19 protein-coding genes and 1 pseudogene are annotated in these 19,566 nt (G+C 30.8%); 17 read left to right on the top strand and 3 right to left on the bottom strand.

What is annotated here, in order from left to right; all coding sequences use genetic code 11:
* The first annotated feature begins 5 nt into the window (after positions 1 to 5).
* The 13 genes and pseudogenes from DFQ09_RS17760 (at position 6) to DFQ09_RS17695 (ending at position 11,973) form a co-directional block, all read left to right on the top strand.
* Entirely contained in the window at positions 6 to 845 is an 840-nt protein-coding gene (locus DFQ09_RS17760; protein WP_115812803.1) for a universal stress protein, read from the top strand.
* A 12-nt stretch (positions 846 to 857) separates the two neighbouring features.
* Positions 858 to 1,244: a hypothetical protein gene (locus DFQ09_RS17755; protein ID WP_115812801.1), complete on the top strand. Its 387-nt coding sequence runs from the start codon at positions 858 to 860 to the stop codon at positions 1,242 to 1,244.
* Between the two features lie 900 nt (positions 1,245 to 2,144).
* The gene (locus DFQ09_RS17745) at positions 2,145 to 2,447 is read left to right on the top strand and encodes an HPF/RaiA family ribosome-associated protein (RefSeq protein ID WP_115812797.1); all 303 of its coding nucleotides are present in this window, start codon (positions 2,145 to 2,147) and stop codon (positions 2,445 to 2,447) included.
* Between the two features lie 13 nt (positions 2,448 to 2,460).
* The gene (locus DFQ09_RS17740) at positions 2,461 to 4,176 is read left to right on the top strand and encodes an adenosylcobalamin-dependent ribonucleoside-diphosphate reductase (RefSeq protein ID WP_115812795.1); all 1,716 of its coding nucleotides are present in this window, start codon (positions 2,461 to 2,463) and stop codon (positions 4,174 to 4,176) included.
* A 78-nt stretch (positions 4,177 to 4,254) separates the two neighbouring features.
* A complete protein-coding gene (locus tag DFQ09_RS17735) occupies positions 4,255 to 5,103 on the top strand; it encodes a universal stress protein (protein ID WP_115812793.1) in 849 nt (282 codons plus the stop codon).
* 18 nt (positions 5,104 to 5,121) lie between these two features.
* Positions 5,122 to 5,967, top strand: a complete 846-nt coding sequence (locus tag DFQ09_RS17730) for a universal stress protein (protein ID WP_115812791.1) — start codon at positions 5,122 to 5,124, stop codon at positions 5,965 to 5,967.
* A 52-nt stretch (positions 5,968 to 6,019) separates the two neighbouring features.
* Positions 6,020 to 6,853 carry a universal stress protein gene (locus tag DFQ09_RS17725; RefSeq protein WP_115812789.1) on the top strand — a complete coding sequence of 278 codons (834 nt, stop codon included), beginning with the start codon at positions 6,020 to 6,022 and terminating at the stop codon, positions 6,851 to 6,853.
* Between the two features lie 65 nt (positions 6,854 to 6,918).
* Positions 6,919 to 7,773, top strand: coding sequence for a universal stress protein (locus DFQ09_RS17720; protein WP_115812787.1), 855 nt, complete (start codon positions 6,919 to 6,921; stop codon positions 7,771 to 7,773).
* An 11-nt stretch (positions 7,774 to 7,784) separates the two neighbouring features.
* Positions 7,785 to 8,192, top strand: coding sequence for a hypothetical protein (locus tag DFQ09_RS17715; RefSeq protein WP_115812785.1), 408 nt, complete (start codon positions 7,785 to 7,787; stop codon positions 8,190 to 8,192).
* Between the two features lie 81 nt (positions 8,193 to 8,273).
* Positions 8,274 to 9,113: an ATP cone domain-containing protein gene (locus tag DFQ09_RS17710; protein WP_115812783.1), complete on the top strand. Its 840-nt coding sequence runs from the start codon at positions 8,274 to 8,276 to the stop codon at positions 9,111 to 9,113.
* A 12-nt stretch (positions 9,114 to 9,125) separates the two neighbouring features.
* Positions 9,126 to 10,499, top strand: a complete 1,374-nt coding sequence (locus tag DFQ09_RS17705) for an MBL fold metallo-hydrolase RNA specificity domain-containing protein (RefSeq protein WP_115812781.1) — start codon at positions 9,126 to 9,128, stop codon at positions 10,497 to 10,499.
* Positions 10,500 to 11,103: 604 nt separating this feature from the next.
* A pseudogene (locus tag DFQ09_RS19005) lies at positions 11,104 to 11,454 on the top strand (Hsp20/alpha crystallin family protein).
* A 75-nt stretch (positions 11,455 to 11,529) separates the two neighbouring features.
* Positions 11,530 to 11,973 (top strand): hypothetical protein, encoded by a 444-nt coding sequence (locus tag DFQ09_RS17695; RefSeq protein WP_115812777.1) that lies wholly within the window; start codon positions 11,530 to 11,532, stop codon positions 11,971 to 11,973.
* 580 nt (positions 11,974 to 12,553) lie between these two features.
* Here the strand turns inward: DFQ09_RS17695 and DFQ09_RS17690 are convergent.
* Genes DFQ09_RS17690 through DFQ09_RS17680 form a run of 3 tightly spaced genes read right to left on the bottom strand, consistent with a single transcriptional unit; the run spans position 12,554 to position 14,432 of the window.
* Positions 12,554 to 13,189 carry a hypothetical protein gene (locus DFQ09_RS17690; RefSeq protein WP_139181093.1) on the bottom strand — a complete coding sequence of 212 codons (636 nt, stop codon included), beginning with the start codon at positions 13,187 to 13,189 and terminating at the stop codon, positions 12,554 to 12,556.
* Positions 13,190 to 13,237: 48 nt separating this feature from the next.
* The gene (locus DFQ09_RS17685; protein ID WP_115812775.1) at positions 13,238 to 13,534 is read right to left on the bottom strand and encodes a hypothetical protein; all 297 of its coding nucleotides are present in this window, start codon (positions 13,532 to 13,534) and stop codon (positions 13,238 to 13,240) included.
* Between the two features lie 25 nt (positions 13,535 to 13,559).
* On the bottom strand, positions 13,560 to 14,432 hold the full coding sequence (locus DFQ09_RS17680) for a universal stress protein (protein WP_115812773.1): 873 nt from the start codon (positions 14,430 to 14,432) through the stop codon (positions 13,560 to 13,562).
* Positions 14,433 to 14,697: 265 nt separating this feature from the next.
* Between DFQ09_RS17680 and DFQ09_RS17675 the strand changes: the two genes are divergently transcribed.
* From DFQ09_RS17675 to DFQ09_RS17660, 4 genes are all read left to right on the top strand, one after another.
* Entirely contained in the window at positions 14,698 to 16,137 is a 1,440-nt protein-coding gene (locus DFQ09_RS17675; RefSeq protein WP_115812771.1) for a PAS domain-containing protein, read from the top strand.
* Between the two features lie 69 nt (positions 16,138 to 16,206).
* A complete protein-coding gene (locus DFQ09_RS17670; protein WP_115812769.1) occupies positions 16,207 to 17,349 on the top strand; it encodes a saccharopine dehydrogenase family protein in 1,143 nt (380 codons plus the stop codon).
* Positions 17,350 to 17,543: 194 nt separating this feature from the next.
* Positions 17,544 to 18,764, top strand: a complete 1,221-nt coding sequence (locus DFQ09_RS17665) for an efflux RND transporter periplasmic adaptor subunit (RefSeq protein WP_115812766.1) — start codon at positions 17,544 to 17,546, stop codon at positions 18,762 to 18,764.
* Positions 18,765 to 18,766: 2 nt separating this feature from the next.
* On the top strand, positions 18,767 to 19,522 hold the full coding sequence (locus DFQ09_RS17660; protein ID WP_115812763.1) for an ABC transporter ATP-binding protein: 756 nt from the start codon (positions 18,767 to 18,769) through the stop codon (positions 19,520 to 19,522).
* The last annotated feature ends 44 nt before the right edge of the window (positions 19,523 to 19,566 follow it).

Genomic DNA, 19,566 nt, shown 5'->3' with positions numbered 1-19,566 from the left:
AAACGATGAATATTTTATTACCAACAGACTTTTCTGAAAACGCATGGAATGCCATTTCTTATGCTATCGATTTTTTTCAATCTTCGGAATGTAATTTTTACCTGCTTCATGTCAACAGAATTGAAGGCATGGTTGCTGGTGTAGAAAGTTATATGCCAACAGCAGAAGTTATTGAAGAGATTTACAATAAACCTTCAAGACATAGATTAAGACTACTGCTAAAGGAAATTAGCGAGAATCATAGACCTAATAAAAAACACCGCTTTTACACCCTTACTGATAACTATTTCTTTTTAGAATCTATAAGAAAACATGTTGAAGAAAAGAAAATAGACATGATTGTTATGGGTACAAAAGGCGCATCAGGCCTTAAGGAATATATTGTAGGTAGTAATACTGGTGATGTTATCACTAAAGTAAAATGCACCACATTGGTTGTACCAGAATATGCAAAGTACAATGCGTTGAAGGAAATTGCATTTCCGTCAGATTTTAACCTTTCATATGATATCAATATACTGCAACCCTTGACTGATATTTTAAAAGACGTAAAGAGCAACCTAAGAATTATTCATATTCAAAACAAAGACGCGTCATTAAATCCTGAACAACAAAACAACAAGGAATTACTCAATGACTATTTTGAAGAGTTTAGTCCAAGTTTCCATTTTCTTACCAATAAAAAAGTCGAGGACGCCATACAATGCTTTGTAGAAAGCAGAGATATTGATATGATTGTTATGGTCGCTAAAAACCTAAATTACTTTCAAAATATCCTATTTCACACTAAGGTTGAAAAAATAACGTATCACACAGATATACCATTTTTGGTATTGCACGAATAAATCACTTTTATTATGGACAGTTCAATATTCTTAGCAAAATTTTGGGGATGGTATCTTATCATTTTCTTTTTCATATTAAGTCTCAATCCAAAACGCATTAAACAAATATTCAATGACTTAAAGGATGAAAAATTTTTGATTATTTTTTCATTTATGGCTATTATCGTCGGATTACTCAATACGCTATTCCACAATATTTGGGAACCTAGCTACAAAATCATCATTACACTCATAGGTTGGACATCGCTATTTTTAGGATTAGCCCTATTCATGTTTCCCAAGCAAACAGTTAAATGGTTAGAAATTATCAATATTAAAATGGTGCAAGTCATTTATACCTTATTATTTTTAGTTGGTATCTTTTTACTGAATGAGGTTTATGGGATTGTGCCTGTATAAATTTAACTAACACAAAATAAAACGTTTTACTTTTATTTGATAAATATGAGGATTTAAAACTCTTTTGCTATTAATCAGAAAGATATCTAACTACTATTAGTTGGATGTTTTTTTTAATAAAATTTCCAAAACTGATATATATCATATTTTAAAGTCTAAAGCTAGTGTATCTTAGTACTATAATTAGAAAACGTTCTTTGAGTTACTAAAAAACTTTAAAAATATAGGTTTATAGATCGTAAGACTTTATAGACCATACAAAGGGTTTAAAACTATTATGTGGTGTTATCGACTTTAAAAATCGCTTTTGAAATAAAGTTGTTTTAAAATGAAATCCAGCAGATAATGACATTAAGCTCTAGTCAGGAAACAGGAAGTTTCGGCTTCCTGTTTCTTAACAAAATACAGATTTTATCGTTGCAAAATGTAAAATCTGTTATGGATAGTTTTAAGCTATTGTTTGGCTTATGGTTCCGGTCTTTTTTAGCAATAAAAAATTCTATCGGAAGTGCTGTGAGAGAATCAATAATATTAAACTTTTCCAGAAAGCAGGAAACTTAGGTTTCCTGCTTTTATAAAGTACACGTTTTTTTCGTTGCGAAATTAAAATTTACGTTATGAGATGTTTAAAGCTGTTTTTTAACTGAGAAGCTTATTGAAATCCATAAGGATTAACAACTAGCGATTAGAAAAGGTTGATTAATAAAATTGAATATTTCACTTGAAACGGGAAGCTAACGCTTCCCGTTTTTTGTTTTATACAGGTCAAAATTTACAATTCAGTAGCGTTTATATCTCAAAATCCAATCCATGAAAAATAATCATCCAAATGATATTTATCATTTCTAAATATTACTTAATTCCATAGCTTTATGTTAACAACCCATTAAGAAATTAGACATGAGAATAAGTATCCAATTTGTAAATATGCTAACAAGCGAAAGTCTTGAAGCCTACACTACTAAAAAGCTGATAAAGTTGAACAAAAAATACGACCTGCTCATTAATGCAGAAGTGTTTTTTAAGAAAGAAAATGATCCCAAAGGACATGGTAAAATTTGTAAAATTGAATTGAGCCTTTCTGGACCAAGACTATCTGCCTCTTCTAATGAAAAAAATCACGAAATGGCTGTTAAAAATACCATTAGCGATTTAGAAAAGCAACTTAAAAAAAGAAAAGGAATTTTAAAACCTTATCTGTAACTCTAAAAATATCATGTGTATCTTTTCCAATAATGCTATTCAAATTTTAGAAGAACGCTATCTTTTAAAACGTAAAGATGGTAGTGTAATTGAGACACCTCAAGCATTATTTAAACGCGTCGCAAAATTTGTATCTAGCAATGAAGAAAAAAAATCATTCTATGAAGCACAATTTTATGAGCTTTTAAGTAGCTTAAAGTTTTTACCAAATTCGCCAACACTAATGAATGCTGGTTGCAAAAACGGTCAATTAAGTGCCTGTTTTGTATTACCCATAGAAGATAGTTTAGAAAGCATTTTTACAACTTTGAAAAACACAGCATTTATACACCAAAGCGGTGGCGGCACAGGATTCAATTTTTCAAAATTAAGACCAAAGGATGACTGGGTAATCTCTACGAGTGGGACGTCTTCAGGACCTATTGCCTTTATGAAAATTTATGATGCAGCAACAGAACAAGTTAAGCAAGGTGGTAAACGTCGTGGCGCCAATATGGGAATACTTAACATTGACCATCCAGATATTATAGATTTTATAAGGTCTAAATCAAGCAAAAAAGCTATTGAGAATTTTAACATCTCGGTTGGCATTACGGATGTTTTTATGAATGCAGTTATCCACAATCTCAATTGGCAACTCGTAAATCCAAGAACCAAAAAAGTGGAACAAACCGTTAGTGCTAAAGCCATTTGGAAACTGATTATAAAAGAAGCATGGTCATCTGGCGATCCAGGGCTTATTTTTTTGGACACCATCAATAAAAGTAATCCAACACCAAAAGAAGGAACAATGTCCTGCACCAATCCATGTGGCGAAGTACCTCTTCTAGATTATGAAAGCTGTAATTTAGGTTCAATAAACTTATCTAAAATGTTAAAATTGCATAACGACATTTATATAATAGATTGGAAAACCCTTGCTGAAACCATTCTTTTATCCATTAGGTTTTTAGATAATATTATTTCAGTAAACCATTATTTGTTACCAGAGATTAAGGCCATAACAAGTGCAAACCGAAAAATCGGATTGGGTGTTATGGGTTGGGCAGAATTACTAATTCTATTGAAAATCCCTTATGGATCTGAAGATGCCATTCAACTAGCTGAAAAACTCATGTCATTTATTAAAAAAGAAAGCTATAAAGCTTCTGAGAAACTTTCAATAGAGCGTGGTACTTTTACCAATTGGAAGGGCAGTTTGCATTATTCACATCAAAAATTAAGAAATGCTACTTGCAATAGCATTGCACCTACTGGTACTATCTCAGTAATAGCGAATACATCCTACTCAATTGAACCTTTATTTGCTTTAGCTTATAACAGAGTAGGCATTTTAGGTAGAAAAACACAAACCGAAATTAATGCGTTTTTTCTTCAGAAAATGAAAGCCATGAATCTGTGGTCTAATGAAGTAGAAAGCGAGGTCATAAAAACTGGAAGTATTCAACATATAACATCAATACCAAAATCAATTAAATCCATTTTTCAAACCAGCTTGGATATTCCGTGGGTCTACCATTTAAAACATCAAAAGGCATTTCAAAACCACACAGACAATGCAGTTTCAAAAACCATAAATCTTCCAGAGACAGCTACCATTCAAGAGGTTTCTGATATTTATATGACAGCTTGGAACTTAAGCTTAAAAGGCATCACTATTTATAGATATGGCAGTAAAGGTCATCAAGTACTTCAAAAGTGCAGTCTAAATAATAGTATTGATTGCTAAAATGACCATCTGATATATATCATAGTTTTTAGATTTTTTACATCTTAATTTTATCAATGAAATCTAAAAACAATTATTATGCTATCCATTCTACTTCCAACAGATTTTTCAGAAAACGCTATGAATGCCATTAAATATGCGCTAGAATTCTTTAAGTATCAAAAAACCACCTTTTACTTTATGCATGCGTATTTAAATGAGTTTTATGACCACGATGAACTAAAATCCAGTGAAGTCTTAGAGGATATTTTGGATGGTGTTAGAAATGATTCAAAAGTCAATTTGGATAACTTACTTAATACAATAAAAAAAATAGCTCCAAATCCAATATTCACGTATCATATCATTTCTGCATATAATACATTAGTAGAAGAGGCTAATCTTAACGCAGATACTAAAAATATTGACTTAATCGTTATGGGAACTAATGGCAAATCAAACGAGCGCCATGTTGTATTTGGTAGCCAAACGTTTCAAGTTTTAAAATATGTACAATGTCCTGTTTTAGCTATTCCTTCTAATTATACCAATACGCAACCCAAACATATTTTATTTCCAACCAATTATATGATGCCTTACAAGCGCCGCGAATTGAAATTACTTTCCATATTGGCAAAATCTCACAAAACTCACATTACTGTTTTACATGTTTCTACAAATCACAGACTATCTATCAGGCAAGAAGATAACAAAGCATTTATCAAAGATGTATTGTCTGAAAATGAAGTAAGTTTTCACCAAGAGGATAGTAGAAAAATAGCAGATACCATAAAGACCTATTTAAAAGAAAAAGAGATAGATATGATTACTATGGTCAATACACAGCATTCATTTTTAGAAGACATGTTATTTTCTTCAAATATCGATGAAGTGAGTATTGGATTAACAATACCAATATTGGCCATGCAAAATACAGCACGTTTTTAATACTTAAAATTCAAGATCATGAAACAGATACTCTTACCCACAGATTTTTCAGAAAACTCTTGGAATGCCATTACCTATGCCATTAACTTATATAAAGATGAAGAATGCACCTTTCATTTATTTAATGCTTACACACCTGTTATTTATAATATTGAATATGTGTTGGGTTATCCTGCACAATTTGGTTTAGCTGACGCAATTAGAAATACCTCACAAAAGAATCTGAATACTCTAATTACAAAAATCTCTAATGAATTTGAACCAAATCCTAATCATAAATTTGAAACCTACGCAAGATTTAATACCCTAATTTCAGGAATTAAAGAATTCATAGATGAGCATGATATTGACCTTATATTTATGGGAACCAAAGGTGCAACTGGAGCAAAAGAAGTGCTCTTTGGCTCAAACACGGTACATATATTTAAGGAAATAAAATGTCCTGTTGTAGCTATACCATCAGGCTTCGCTTATGAAGCACCTCATGAGATATTGTTTCCAACTGATTTAAATGCCATGTATAAGCATTCAACTTTAAAAATCTTAAAAGAAATTGTTCTATCAAATAATGCAAGATTAAACACCATGCATGTCTCAACGGGTTATGAACTTACTGAAAAACAAGAGCGGAATAAAGCCCAATTAGAATCAATGTTTGAGAACTCAGCTTTTTTGTTTCACAATATTAAGGCCATGGATATTACAAATGCTATCAACGAATTTCAAGTGAAGCATAAAATCAATCTTTTGGTTATGATAAACAACAAGCATTCGTTCTTTGAGAATATATTTTTCAAGAACACTATTAACCAGATTGGGTTTCATTTAAATATTCCCTTTTTGGTGATCCCGACAGAACTATAAATTATATAAACTTCTTATAAAATGTAACTTATCGTAATTATTTAACTCAGACATGAAAACAAACATCCTTTTTCCAACAGATTTTTCAGACAACGCATGGTGTGCAGCAGTCTACGCCCTTCATTTATATAAAGAGACAGAGTGCAAATTCTATTTTCTTCATTCTACTAAAATGACCGAGTCAACCATGTCTAACTTTTCGAACAAGTTGTTAAAAATAATGTCTGATAATGCATTAAAAGAATTAAATGATTTGAAGTCTATGGCAGAAAGCGCTGACGCTAATGCAAATCATGAATTTGAGATTATTTTAAGCCAGGAAGACTTGCACAATGCGATTGAGAACACCATTGATAATAACAATATAGATATCGTTGTAATAGGTACAAAAGGTGCTGCTGGAGCGAAGGGATTTTTATTTGGAAGTCATACAGTTCGCATCATAAAAAAAATAAAAAACTGCTCAATATTAATTGTACCTGAAGAATTTGATTTTGTTGAGCCAACACAAATTGCATTCCCAACAGATTTTCATCGCTTTTATGGTGAAGAAATACTAGCGATAAAGTGTTTAACAGAACTCTATAATTCTAAAATAAGAATCCTCCATATAAATGAAGAGGATAAACTTACGGATCTACAAGAATATAATCTAGAGATGTTAAAAACCGCTTTAAAAAATTACACATATAGCTTTCATTGGATGCCAGATTATGCCAACAAGACAGAAGAAATTAATGATTTTATTGAATATTTAGATATCAATATACTCGTAATGATAAATTATAAACAAAGTTTAATTGAGAAAATCATTAAAGAGCCTGTTATAAAAAAAATAGGTTTTAAACCACTAGTTCCTGTTTTGATTATTCCATGTATAATCTAACATATATCATTTGATATCAAATCCTTATAGGCTATTTTTATAATAATCACATAATTGTATCACTCATGAAGCATAAAATTTTAATACCCACAGATTTTTCCAAAAATGCAACAAAAGCATTGCGGTACGCAATAGAACTCTATAAAAATGATTTTTGTGACTTTTATTTGCTAAACGTGTTTACTGCAGGTGGTAACATTATGGAAGATTTAATGAATATGGAACCTGGAACCGAATTGTACGAAACAAGGAAATTAGATTCTGAAAATGGTTTATCAAAAGTTTACGACATGATTACCATGTCTGATTATGACAATCCTAAACATCATTTTAAAACCATCTCTGTTTTTAACAATCCTTTAGAGGCAATAAAAGATACTGTAGAGAAAAAGGATATTGAAATGATAGTAATGGGTACCAAAGGCGAAATATCTTCTATAGCAACCGCTTTTGGTAGCACAGCAATCTACGTCATGGAGAAAGTACGCAATTGCCCTGTAATTGTTGTACCACTAAATGCAAAATCGATAATGCCAAAAGAAATAGTATTTCCTACCAGCTACAGAACACATTACAAAAGAAGAGAATTGAATTATCTCATAGATATTGCTAAAAAAACTGATGCAACTATTATAGTACTTCATATTTCTGAAGGAGTAGAGTTAAGTAAAGAACAGAAAGAAAACAAAAAGTTGTTAGAAGAAATATTTGAAGGTATAAAGCATAAACCACATTTCTTATCTCACAACTCAGTTGAAAGCGCTGTAAACATTTTTATTGAAAGTAGAGATAGCGACATGGTTGCTTTTATCAATAAAAAACACACTTTTTTTGGAAGTATTTTAACGGATCCATTAGTAAAAAGTATATCATTTCATACTAAAGTTCCAATACTGGTTATGCATGATTTAAGAAACTAAAAACAAACAAGATGAAAAATACAGGAAGTTGGTTAGACAAAGAGAAGGCGTATATAGTTACGATTGATAACGACATTGAAAAATTTGAAACCGTACAATCTAACATAGACCATTATAACATCCATGGAGGTTCTGGTACATCATCGAAAGAAGGTCCTCAAGATGTTGTACAAGATAGTAGATATTTAGAACGTGAGAATCATCAGTTTAATACTTATTTTCAAACCATTATTGACAAGGTGAAAGATACTAACTCAATAGTCATTTTTGGCTCTGCCCAAACTAACGAACGATTAGCAAAAACACTCCAAAAAAACTATAATGCTTTAGCTATGAAAATTAAAGCTGTAGAAAAATCGGATAGTATGACGGAGAATCAAGTTAAGGCTTACGTAAGAGACTTTTTTGCATCAAGCTAGAATGGCTTGACAGTTTTTTTAGTTTAGGGTGTAAAACTGTCAAAATCAAATTTTGATTTTGACAGTTTTAAAAACATTGATATGAATATTTCAGATATAGATATTATCAAATCCTCTGGTGAAAAAGTAAAATTTTCATTAGATAAGTTGCGCACATCACTAAACAAATCTGGTGCAGACGAACAGGTTGTAAATCAGATATTAGATAAAGTTCGTGATGAACTCTACCAAGGCATATCAACTAAAGAGATTTACAACAGAGCATTTGCTTTACTTAAAAAAAACAAAAGCTATTTCGCTTCAAAATATAAACTTAAAAAAGCAATTTACGAGTTAGGACCAACGGGTTTTCCTTTTGAGCGTTTTGTAAGTGCTGCTTTAAAATATTCCGGTTACAAAACTGAAGTTGGAACTATTTTACAAGGAAAATGTGTGTCTCATGAAATTGATGTTATAGCACGTAAAAATTCTGAAGCAACTATAATAGAATGTAAATTTCATAGTGACCCAGGTCTTAATTGTAATGTCAAAATTCCTTTATATATCAATTCAAGGTATCAAGATATTAAAGAGAATTGGCATAAGCTAAAGAAAAAAGGTAACTCACTCAATCAAGGTTGGGTAGTTACTAATACTCGATTTACTAAAGATGCTATACAATATGGTAATTGCTGTGGATTGTACTTATTAAGCTGGGATTACCCTTTAAATAATGGTTTAAAAGATAGAATTGATCGCTTAGGTTTATACCCAGTAACCGTTTCTACATTGCTTTCGCAACGTGAAAAACAATTTCTTTTGAGTAGGTCTGTTGTGCTTTGCCGAGATTTAATTAACGATAAGTTTTATTTAGATCACCTTGGCATTTCAGAGACAAGAAAAAAGAAAATTCTTGATGAGATTTCACATTTATGTAGCTAATCAAATATTAAAATGGAAAAATTTGTAAAAATTAATTTTTTAGGAGCAGCAGGAGTTGTTACAGGTTCAAAATTTTTAATTGAAACTTCAGAAAAAAACATCATTATAGATTGTGGCATGTTTCAAGGGTTAAAAGAACTTCGAGAACTGAATTGGAAAGACCTTCCTCTAGATGTAACCTCTATTGATGTGGTATTATTAACTCATGGTCACTTAGATCATGTTGGTTATTTACCGCGTTTACTAAAACAAGGCTTCAAAGGAAAAATTAAGGGCACAGCACCAACTTTGGCAATCGCAGAAATTATATTAAAGGATAGTGCTAAAATACATGAGGAAGAAGCGAGTAAAGCAAATAAGGTAAATTACACCAAACATAATCCTGCTTTGCCATTTTATACAATTAAGGATGCTGAAAACACGATAAAACAATTTGAAATTGAAATTGAAAATAAATGGATTCAGTTATCAGAACATATCGCTTTCCGTTTTCAGTATAATGGTCATATCATAGGTGCAACTTTTATAGAAGTGGACATTAACGCAAAGCGATTTGTCTTTTCTGGAGATATAGGTAGAAGAAATGATTATTTATTAGACGATCCTAAAAAACCTGAGTGGGCAGATTTTTTGTTCATTGAAAGTACTTATGGTAACAAACTACATCCTACAGAAAATATAGATGATATACTAACGGAAATCATCTTAGAAACGATACATAAAAAGGGAAATCTCATTATACCAAGCTTTGCTGTAGAGCGATTACAAATGCTCATGTTTATTCTGTGGAAATTATATCAAAAAAATAGAATTCCTAATATTCCAATTTTTGTTGATAGTCCCATGGGTAACAATGTATTGGATGTTTTTAAACGCTTTCCAAAATGGCATAAATTATCTACTCAAGATTATGCAGCCATGTGTGACCATGTTAATATTATTCAATCTTATAAAGAAACTTGGGAAACCATTGACGATAAACGATCTAAAATCATAATTGCAGGAAGTGGTATGGTTACAGGAGGGCGAGTTTTAACCTATTTACAACAACTTATTGATCAGCCATCGACTACCGTTTTATTAGTTGGTTATCAAGCCGAAGGAACTAGAGGTAGACAATTAAAAGAAGGAGCACACGAAATTCGATTTTTCGGAAAATATTATCAGGTAAAAGCTACCATAAAAAATATTGAGAGCTTATCGGCTCATGCAGACCAGCAAGATTTATTGGATTGGGTTAGTAATATTAAAAACGTACCAGAAAATATATACTTAATTCACGGCGAACCAACCGCGTTAGATTCTTTTAGAATGAAATTGAAAGATACCTACAATTGGAATGCCAAGATTCCAAAATTAACAGATGTAATTAAAGAACAAATTTAATCAAAATAATCATGGCAGCACATATAGAGTAAATTAGTTTTAATAATGACAAGAATATTGATATTGACCTGTACAAATTCAGGCTAAATGAATTCCGTGACTAATTGAGGTTCTGTAAATTCTTATTTGAAACGAACATTTTTAAATCTAAACTTATGAATCTATTTGGAACGTTAACGGTCAATGATAAAAAAATTGATTTATATATAAACACAATTAAAAGCTTGCTAGCTGATTTAACCGATCACATTAATGACATTTCAAATAAAATAGAATGCGATAATTTAGAGTATGATGTGTTTTTAATAAAAAAGTAAGATAGATTAGAACAAGGGTCTTATGATTTTTTAGCAGAGGTAAGCAGTTTTAAATCACAGCTATTTTAGTATTTACAAAGTACGATTAAAAACACCTAATTAGTAGCTTATACTTTTCTGTAAAACTGATAATTATCATTTTAACAACCAGTCTTGTGATGTAATTTAGTGTTATAAATAATGTTTAATCTAAAATTTCAAAATTATGTCACTCATTAAAGTTAACAATAGAAACAGACTATTCCCCACTTGGAATAATGACTGCTTAAAAAGTTTTTTAAGTAACGATGTTTTTTTTCAACAATCACTTTTTTGAAGAAGATAGCTTAATGCCCGCAATGAATGTGAAAGATCATGAAAAAGACTTTGAAATTGAATTTGTAGCATCTGGTGTTTCAAAAAAAGATTTTGAAGTTAGTATCAATGAAAACATACTAAATATTTGTGGTAAAAGAAAGAAACTGAAGAAACGCAAGAAGACTACACTCGTAAAGAATTTAGTTATAACTTTTAAAAGATCACTGCAACGTCCATAGTCAGTTAATGCAGACCAAAATGTAAAAGCAACTTACAAAGATGGTATACTTAAACTAAATCTTCAGAAAAAAGAGGAAACTAAAGCAAAAAAAAGCAATTGAAGTTTTGTATAACTAAGAAAACAGAAAGTGATTTGAGGGATTACAATCTGCTTTTGTTCTTTAATCAATACTATTATGAAAATATCAAAATTAAAATATACAGAATGGTTAGATGCTGATGAAATGCATGAGGCTTCAAAAGAATGGTTATCTGAATTGAATTTTATCAAAGATGAACATTTATTCTTTGAAGATTTGGTAACACAATTTACATCGCAATTAATCGCCTTTGGTAACTTCTCTAGCAACAAAGAGGTTATTGATGCCATTAACAGATCACAAAAACAAAACAATACGCTTATTGAGGCTGTTAAAATTCATGAAAATGAGTTGCATATTATGGTCGACGGAATTGATCAGTTAGCAGAAGAGAAGGCTTATACCAAAGAACATAGTGATTTGATCGTTGCTATTACAGAATTCTTAAAAGAATACAAATCACTCAAGACCCAACTTTTCGATATCGTTAAAAAGATTAAGAAAGACGACAAAAATAGACATCTGTTGGACCGAAAATGAGCTATTATAGAAACTTGTTGTTTATTAATTAGTTATGTTATTTTTTTTTGACATTAAACTATTTTGACAAAACCTTGAACAAATCTAAATCATATAGCCTTTGTTCCTGAAAATATTTTGATCATAGGTATAATATCAATTTACACATCAATAAAACTTTCAATTTTGGACTAAGGAAGAATTAAACGCTAGACAGGTCAGCGCCTTGTATAGTTTTGCCGTATTTAAGAGATCGTTTCAGAACTAAAAAAAGAAAAAGCCAAAATTGAAGCATAACTCTACAAATTAATGGCTGCACATTATGATACAATACTCATATCTGTCATCAAAAGTGTTGAGAAGAATGTGTCTCACAGTCGTATTTTAAACTAGATCAGCGGTAACGATAACATATTACTTAGCCAATCAAGGGACTTTTATAGAGAAATTCTTTATGTTTTCCTAAAAAAGAAATAATTACACACCAAAAAATAACAAAACAATAAGTTTAAAATAATCTCTTGCTCTACAAAAACCATCAATATTTATACCTATTCTAAGAATGATATAATGGTTTTAGCTTAAACAAATTAATATTATTTTATAATTTATTAGGTATAATTTGTTCTTTCTCCAATGCGTTTATTATGGCTTTTACATATTTTGAAACAGAAGAATTGATTTTTTTAGGATCTACTAAATCATAAGAGGCTACCCATACCAAGGATTTTTCATCTTTTGTTTTCAAATTATACAAAGAAGATTCAATGTGGTAGACTTTATATTTTTCATAATAACCTTCAGTAAGGTAAACATCTTGATATAGAAAATAATAAAGACCAAAACCTCGCCAATAATAATCCACAATATATTTATCACCACTATATGATTCTTTTTCATCAACACCTTTAACTGCTGATATCAATATTGCATCAAAACCATCGTTAGTAAGTTTTACTATTTCATTTTGAATATCTTCTTCTGTTTGCTTTAAACTTGTAAACGTTGGTTTAAATACATTATAGCTTTCAATAGCCTCAATACCTCTATTTTTAAGTTTTGTTTTTAATTGTTCTTCAAAAATTTTTCTTGCCGTTAAATTATCTGTCAATCCAACAACTAACACTTTTTTAGGTTTAGAAATAATAAGCTCTTTATCAACCCAAGTATCTGTCATCTTAACAGATGAACAACTCACTAAAATCAATATTATAATTACATATATAGTTGCTTTCATAATTCTTAATAATTAAGTTACATTATTTTCAATTTTTAAAAATCCTCATCACATATCCATCAAAAAATCAGGACAATAAACAGGAATAATTAAAAACACAAACACCAAAAACATTACAGCCCAAAGCACCCACATTAAAAGTGGAAATGTAATCAACTTACCGTTTGTAGAAGGAGGATGAATAGAATATGCAATCAATCCATGAATACCAAAACTAAACGCCAAAAATGTTAGTGAAGAAGCAATAATTAAAAAACTATTTGAATACGAGTCTTTTACAATAAAAATACAAATCCATAATACAACGGCTATTACAATTACTATTCTATATATTCGTCTTGTCATCGTTCAAATAATTTAAATTAATCTCTTATTCTAAATGAAATATTCCATAATTCTTTGCATTGAAGCTTAGTAAAGGTATTTTACCATAAGATTCTATTCGTTTTACTAAATCACGATGAAATACCTTTGAGGTTATTCCTTTATCCTCACGTTCTAGCATTGCTATTAGGTCTGCGCTCGAATTTCTGGCGTAACTTTTTAGCGCTTTAAAAGTATCATCTGCATATAAAATATCCAACTTTAAATTATCATAATTAATATGTTTTTGTAGTTTTTCTTTCAGTTCTTCCTTTTGCTTTTTCAGAACAGTTTCTTCTGATGACGAAAAATGAACAACACTAATTTTAGCATTAAAAGGTTTAGCTATTTCGGCTAACTTAGCTAATGCACCAAAATCTTCTTCTTCAAAATCTGTTGCATATACAATAGTTTCAATTTCTATTTTTACAGAATCACTAGGAATTATTAAAACAGGACAAGGAGCTTTTTTAATTAGCTTTTTAGCGATACTACCCATAATCAATTCACGTAATTTACTAGAGCCTTTCATTCCGGTAACTATAAACAAAGCATCCACATTATTCGCTTTGTTTACTATACCATTTACTACAGACCTATCCTCTATAGCCTCTATTGTAATATTTAAAGTGGCTATATCCTTTTTTAAAACACGGTTACAAAACGTATGAAGCTTTCTGTTGTGAATTTTAAAAGCATGGCCTTCAATATCAGGAAACGGAGCTTCGGGATTTAAGGTGATATCATCAAAAAAAGTTGGATAATCAAAAACGTGAATAACCAATAATTTAGCCTCTAATTTTATGCTCATATTGTAAGCAAATTTTAAAGCTAATTCGGAGTTTTCAGAATAATCAGTAGCGTATAAAATAGTTTTCATGTCAATACTATTATTGATTAAAAACCAAATTTACATTCCTAACCTTACTTAGTAAATGACCTAGGTCATTTACTAAAAAAAGAAACCATACTATCTTTACTTCTTAACATTAAAAATTATAAATCATTTCTATTAAGAGATAAAAATAACTGCATTTTCAACTAACAAAACACTATTAAACAATTGACAATAGAAATACTAAAATAATTATAACAATTCCAGAAAAATTAGAATGTTTACTATTTGCTAACTTAAATACAAGGAAATGAAAGTCTCGATTGAAAGAAAAATTTTAATAGGCTATGTGGTTAACATAATTGTAATTATAGCACTTGGACTAATTTATTGGAGACAACTCCCCTTATCCACCAGTAAATTATGGCATTGGGTATCATTGTCTTTAATTGTGCTTTCCCTAGGAATGTTAACCACCGTTTTTTTTATTCTGAACGCACAACTTAAAGCAAAAATGCAGTCTGAACAAGAATTACATAAAAATAAAAACTTACTACAATCTATTATTGATAACACTACAAACGCTATTTCGGTAAAAAAAATTAATGGTGAATACTTATTAGTTAACAAACAATATCAATCCCTATTTGAAGACAAAGAAGCAGATTTAATAGGAAAAACAAATGCAGATTTTTTACCAAAAGACATTGCGGATAGATATAGAAGTGCAGATTTGGATGTTGTTAAAGCAGGAAAAGACATTCAAGTGGAAGAACTTATAGAAACACCGGAAGGTGCGCATACCTTTTTATCAGTTAAGTTCCCTTTAAAAGATACTTCAAACCGTGTGTATGCTATCGGAACCATTTCTACAAATATAACTGAAAGAAAAAACCTCTCAGAATCCCTAAAAGCTGCCGATGCTTTTTTTAATATGTCTATAGATAGTTTGGTTGTTGCGTCACAAGATAAATTCATAAAAACAAACCCATCTTTAAGTAAACTGTTAGGTTACAGCAATGAAGAGCTATTAAGTAAACCATATAAATCTTTTATTTTTCCAGAAGACGTTGCCTCTACAGAAGAAGAAATAAAAAAACTAAAAAAAGGAACAAACCTAATAAATTTTAAAAATCGTTGGTTATGCAAAGATGGCTCAGTTAAATGGTTGTCATGGAATGCGGCAGCAGATAAAACCACAGGGACATTATACGCTATTGTTACAGATATTACTGAAAAACTAAAGCTTGAAGATGAAAAAGAAAACACATTAAATGCTCTTTATCAAAGTCAACAACAATTAAATATGATTATTGAAAATGTTAATGATGGAGTACTTGTTGCAAATACCAACAAAGAAGTAATATTAGCCAACGATGTTGCCAACGCCCTTTTTGAAATAGAAGATGATTCTAAAATTTCTATAAATTTTTCTGACCATTTTAAAGTGCTGTTTCCAGACGAAAAAAAAATATTTCCGGCTCAAAACCTTCCTGCAGAACGTGCTTTAAATGGCGAAATCACAGAAAACGTAGATGTAATATTAAAAAATTTAGAAACCAATGAAATGCGCAGGGTTTTATTAAGCGGCAGACCCATAATTGATAATGAAAATCATATAGTTGCTATAGTTGTAACTATAAAAGACATTAGTAGATATAAAAAACTAGAAGAGGAATTGGAACAAAAGAAACTAGATTCTAGACCTAAGATTGGCTTTAAGAATACAAAGCGAAAAAAGGTAAAATAACACTTACAAAATTATACATGTTGCTCTAACTAAACTTCAAATAACAATTAAAAAAGAAGATATTAACACATGAAAAAACACCATACTATTATAATAGCTGGAGCAGGTGGCATTGCCCAGGCCGTGGCACTAATACTTGCAGAATGGAGTAAAGTGCCGCCAACAATTTACATAGGCAATAGAACACTTTCTAAAGCAAAAAAACTAGCCCAATGGATTGAAAATGGCATTACCAAATCTTGTATTTTGATACCCTTTCATATTTCTGAAGAAGGTCTTACTAAAGAGATGAAAGGTGTATTTAATAAGGGAGAAATCATTCTAGATTGCCTACCAGGAACGCAAGCACCAAAAATGGCAGGTTATGCCAAAGATTATTATATGCATTATGCTAACCTCACCGAATATATTACAGAAACCCAACAAATCATAAAATTAGCAAAAAATGCAACCACTGGTTTTGTGCTACAATCAGGTCTTGCACCTGGCTATATTAATGTATTGGCAAACCATCTTTTTCTAGAATTCTGTAAAGACTACCAAGTACATAAAGTTGACAAGTTAGAATTTAAAGTAGGCGCACTTACAAAAAATGCTGTTGCCCCTCATTATTATGGCTTCACTTGGAGTCCTGTTGGTGTTGCTACAGAATATATACAAGATGCAGAAGTGATTCGTGATTTCAAGAAAACAAGACTTCCTTCATTAACCGAAAGAGCTACAATAATAATTGATGGAATTACTTATGAAGACGATTTAACATCTGGAGGTGCTGCTAATTTACCAGATGCTTTAGCCGGAAAAGTCAATATACTAGACTATAAAACCTTAAGACATCCTGGTCACTACCCTTGGATACAAGAGCAAATTAATAACTTAGCCACTTTTGAAAAACCTATTGAAGCCTTACAGCAAATTATGGAAAAACAAATTCCACATATTGAAGATGACCAAATCATACTATATGTTGCAGTGCAAGGTAAAGACAAAAATAGCATATTAAGAAGACGAGAAATTTCAAAGCAAATTTTACCACAAAAAGTGGGCAAGCATCAATTACGAGCTATCCAAACAACTACTGCAACACCTATAATACAGTGCGCACAAATGTTACTTGAATCTCGGTACAAAGGAACTGTTTTACAAAGTGATATTGACCCAAAGTCTTTTTTAAACGGAAACTTTATAGTTCCTGTTTATGGTAATATATAAATAAATCTCATTAGTAATATAACTTTTTAGCTCGCAGTTTACCTCTCAAAATCATTAAACATTTTTCAATAGGCTTATTTTTTAAATACCTAATAGTTTTACTAATGTTTACACTAAGGATTCTATGCAAACTGATTCAAATCATATTTTTTCTTAAGATTTTGAGATAATTTTAGTACAGAAAACAGATTAAAATGAAAAGGTCAAAATGGCTCATACTCGGAATTATAGTTATCGTTGTAATCGGCTATTTTATTCTAAAGCCAACGCTTAACAGCAAAAAACTAGACTATACTTATACTGCTATAGAAAAAGGAAATATTGAGGCAGATGTATCAAGTACAGGAACGGTAGAAGCCATAAACACCGTTGAAATTGGTACTCAAATATCTGGAACTATCACAAAGATTTATGTAGATTATAATGATAAGGTTAATGCAGGACAAGTTTTAGCTGAAATGGATTTAAAATTACTGAATACTAATCTGAATAGCGCAGAGGCTAATGTTGCTGTTAGCCAAGCACAACTAAATCAGGTTAAAGATGAATATGAACGAAATAAAAAATTATATAATAAAGGTGTTATTTCAAATAAAGAGTACACCAATTCAAAATACGCATACAACCAAGCTGTTAGTGCAAAAAAAGCTGCAATGGCTTCTGTAAAAAACATAAAAGTAAGCATTGGCTATGCACATATTACATCACCTATAAGTGGCACCGTTACAGAACGTAGTGTTGAAGAAGGACAAACCGTAGCAGCATCTTTTGCGACACCTACCATGTTTATTATTGCTGAAGATTTATCAAAAATGCAAATTCTAGCCGATGTGGATGAAAGCGATATTGGTTATATAAAAGATAGCATGCAAGTACGTTTTACAGTACAAACCTATCCGGAAAAAGACTTTTATGGCATTGTAAACCAAATACGATTACAGCCTATTGAAATAAATAATGTGGTTAATTACCAAGTTGTCGTTTCTGTTGATAATAAGAAAGGACTACTGTTACCAGGCATGACCGCTAATCTAGAATTTATTACAGCAACTGCAAAGGATGTATTTTTAATAAATAATTCGGCATTACGATTTAGACCCAACGAAGCCATGCTAGAAGAAATTAAGCCATTACTGAAAGAAAAAGGAAATGGAATTCTTCCAGATTCACTCAAACAAAAATTCAATAAAGGAATAAATAATTCCGAAATATATACACCAACAAATTTTAAGAAAAATTTACCCAACCACATTGATGGCTTCTTTTATAAGAATGAAAAAGAAGCGCTAGATTTCAAATTTATAGAAATAGGAATTAAAACTGGTTTACAATCTGAAATTAAAAGATTTCTTGATGGTTCTGAAATATCAGAAAATATCAAAGTCATTAATGGTATCAAGTCTAAAGAGAAATAGTTATGCCTTTAAAAAAAGTCATAGAAACAAAAAAAATAAGTCGTGTTTTCAAAAATGGAGATATAGAAGTCCATGCGCTTACTGATATTGATTTGGTTATTGAAGAAGGAGAATTTGTGGCTATTATGGGAGCATCAGGTTCAGGTAAATCAACTTTTTTAAATATTTTGGGTTGTTTAGACCAACCAACATCAGGAGACTATTATTTGGATGCTGTTCATGTAAATAAGTTGAGTAAAAACCAACTAGCAGATATCCGAAATCAAAAAATAGGATTCATTTTTCAGAGTTATAATCTTTTATCACGTACAACCGCATTAGAAAATGTAGAATTACCACTTGTTTACGATAGAACTGGTCGGTTTTCAAACTCAAAAGAATTAGCAATAAAAGCTTTAGGAGAAGTGGGTCTTGAGGACCGAATTTACCATAAAACCAACGAGCTTTCTGGAGGTCAACAACAACGGGTTGCAATTGCAAGAGCACTAGTTAATGAACCTGCACTCATTCTTTCCGATGAAGCTACTGGAAACCTAGATAGTAAGACCAGCATAGAGGTAGCCGATTTATTTGTGCGACTTAACAATGAAGGAAAAACCATTTTAATGATTACCCACGAGCCAGAAATAGCCCAATTTGCAAAACGCATGATTTATATGAGAGATGGTCGTATACTAACCGATGAAATCATTAAAGATCGTAGTACTAAAGAAAGCGCATTAAATGATTTAGAGTTAACCGCAGAACCTATAGAATAGCTGAAACGAATTAACTAAAGGTTTTAACAGATAAGTTAATGATT

The sequence above is a fragment of the Winogradskyella pacifica genome (assembly GCF_003386275.1).
Lineage (GTDB): Bacteria > Bacteroidota > Bacteroidia > Flavobacteriales > Flavobacteriaceae > Winogradskyella > Winogradskyella pacifica.
Note: the sequence above shows the minus strand (reverse complement) of the source record. Positions and strands in the feature narration are given on the sequence as shown.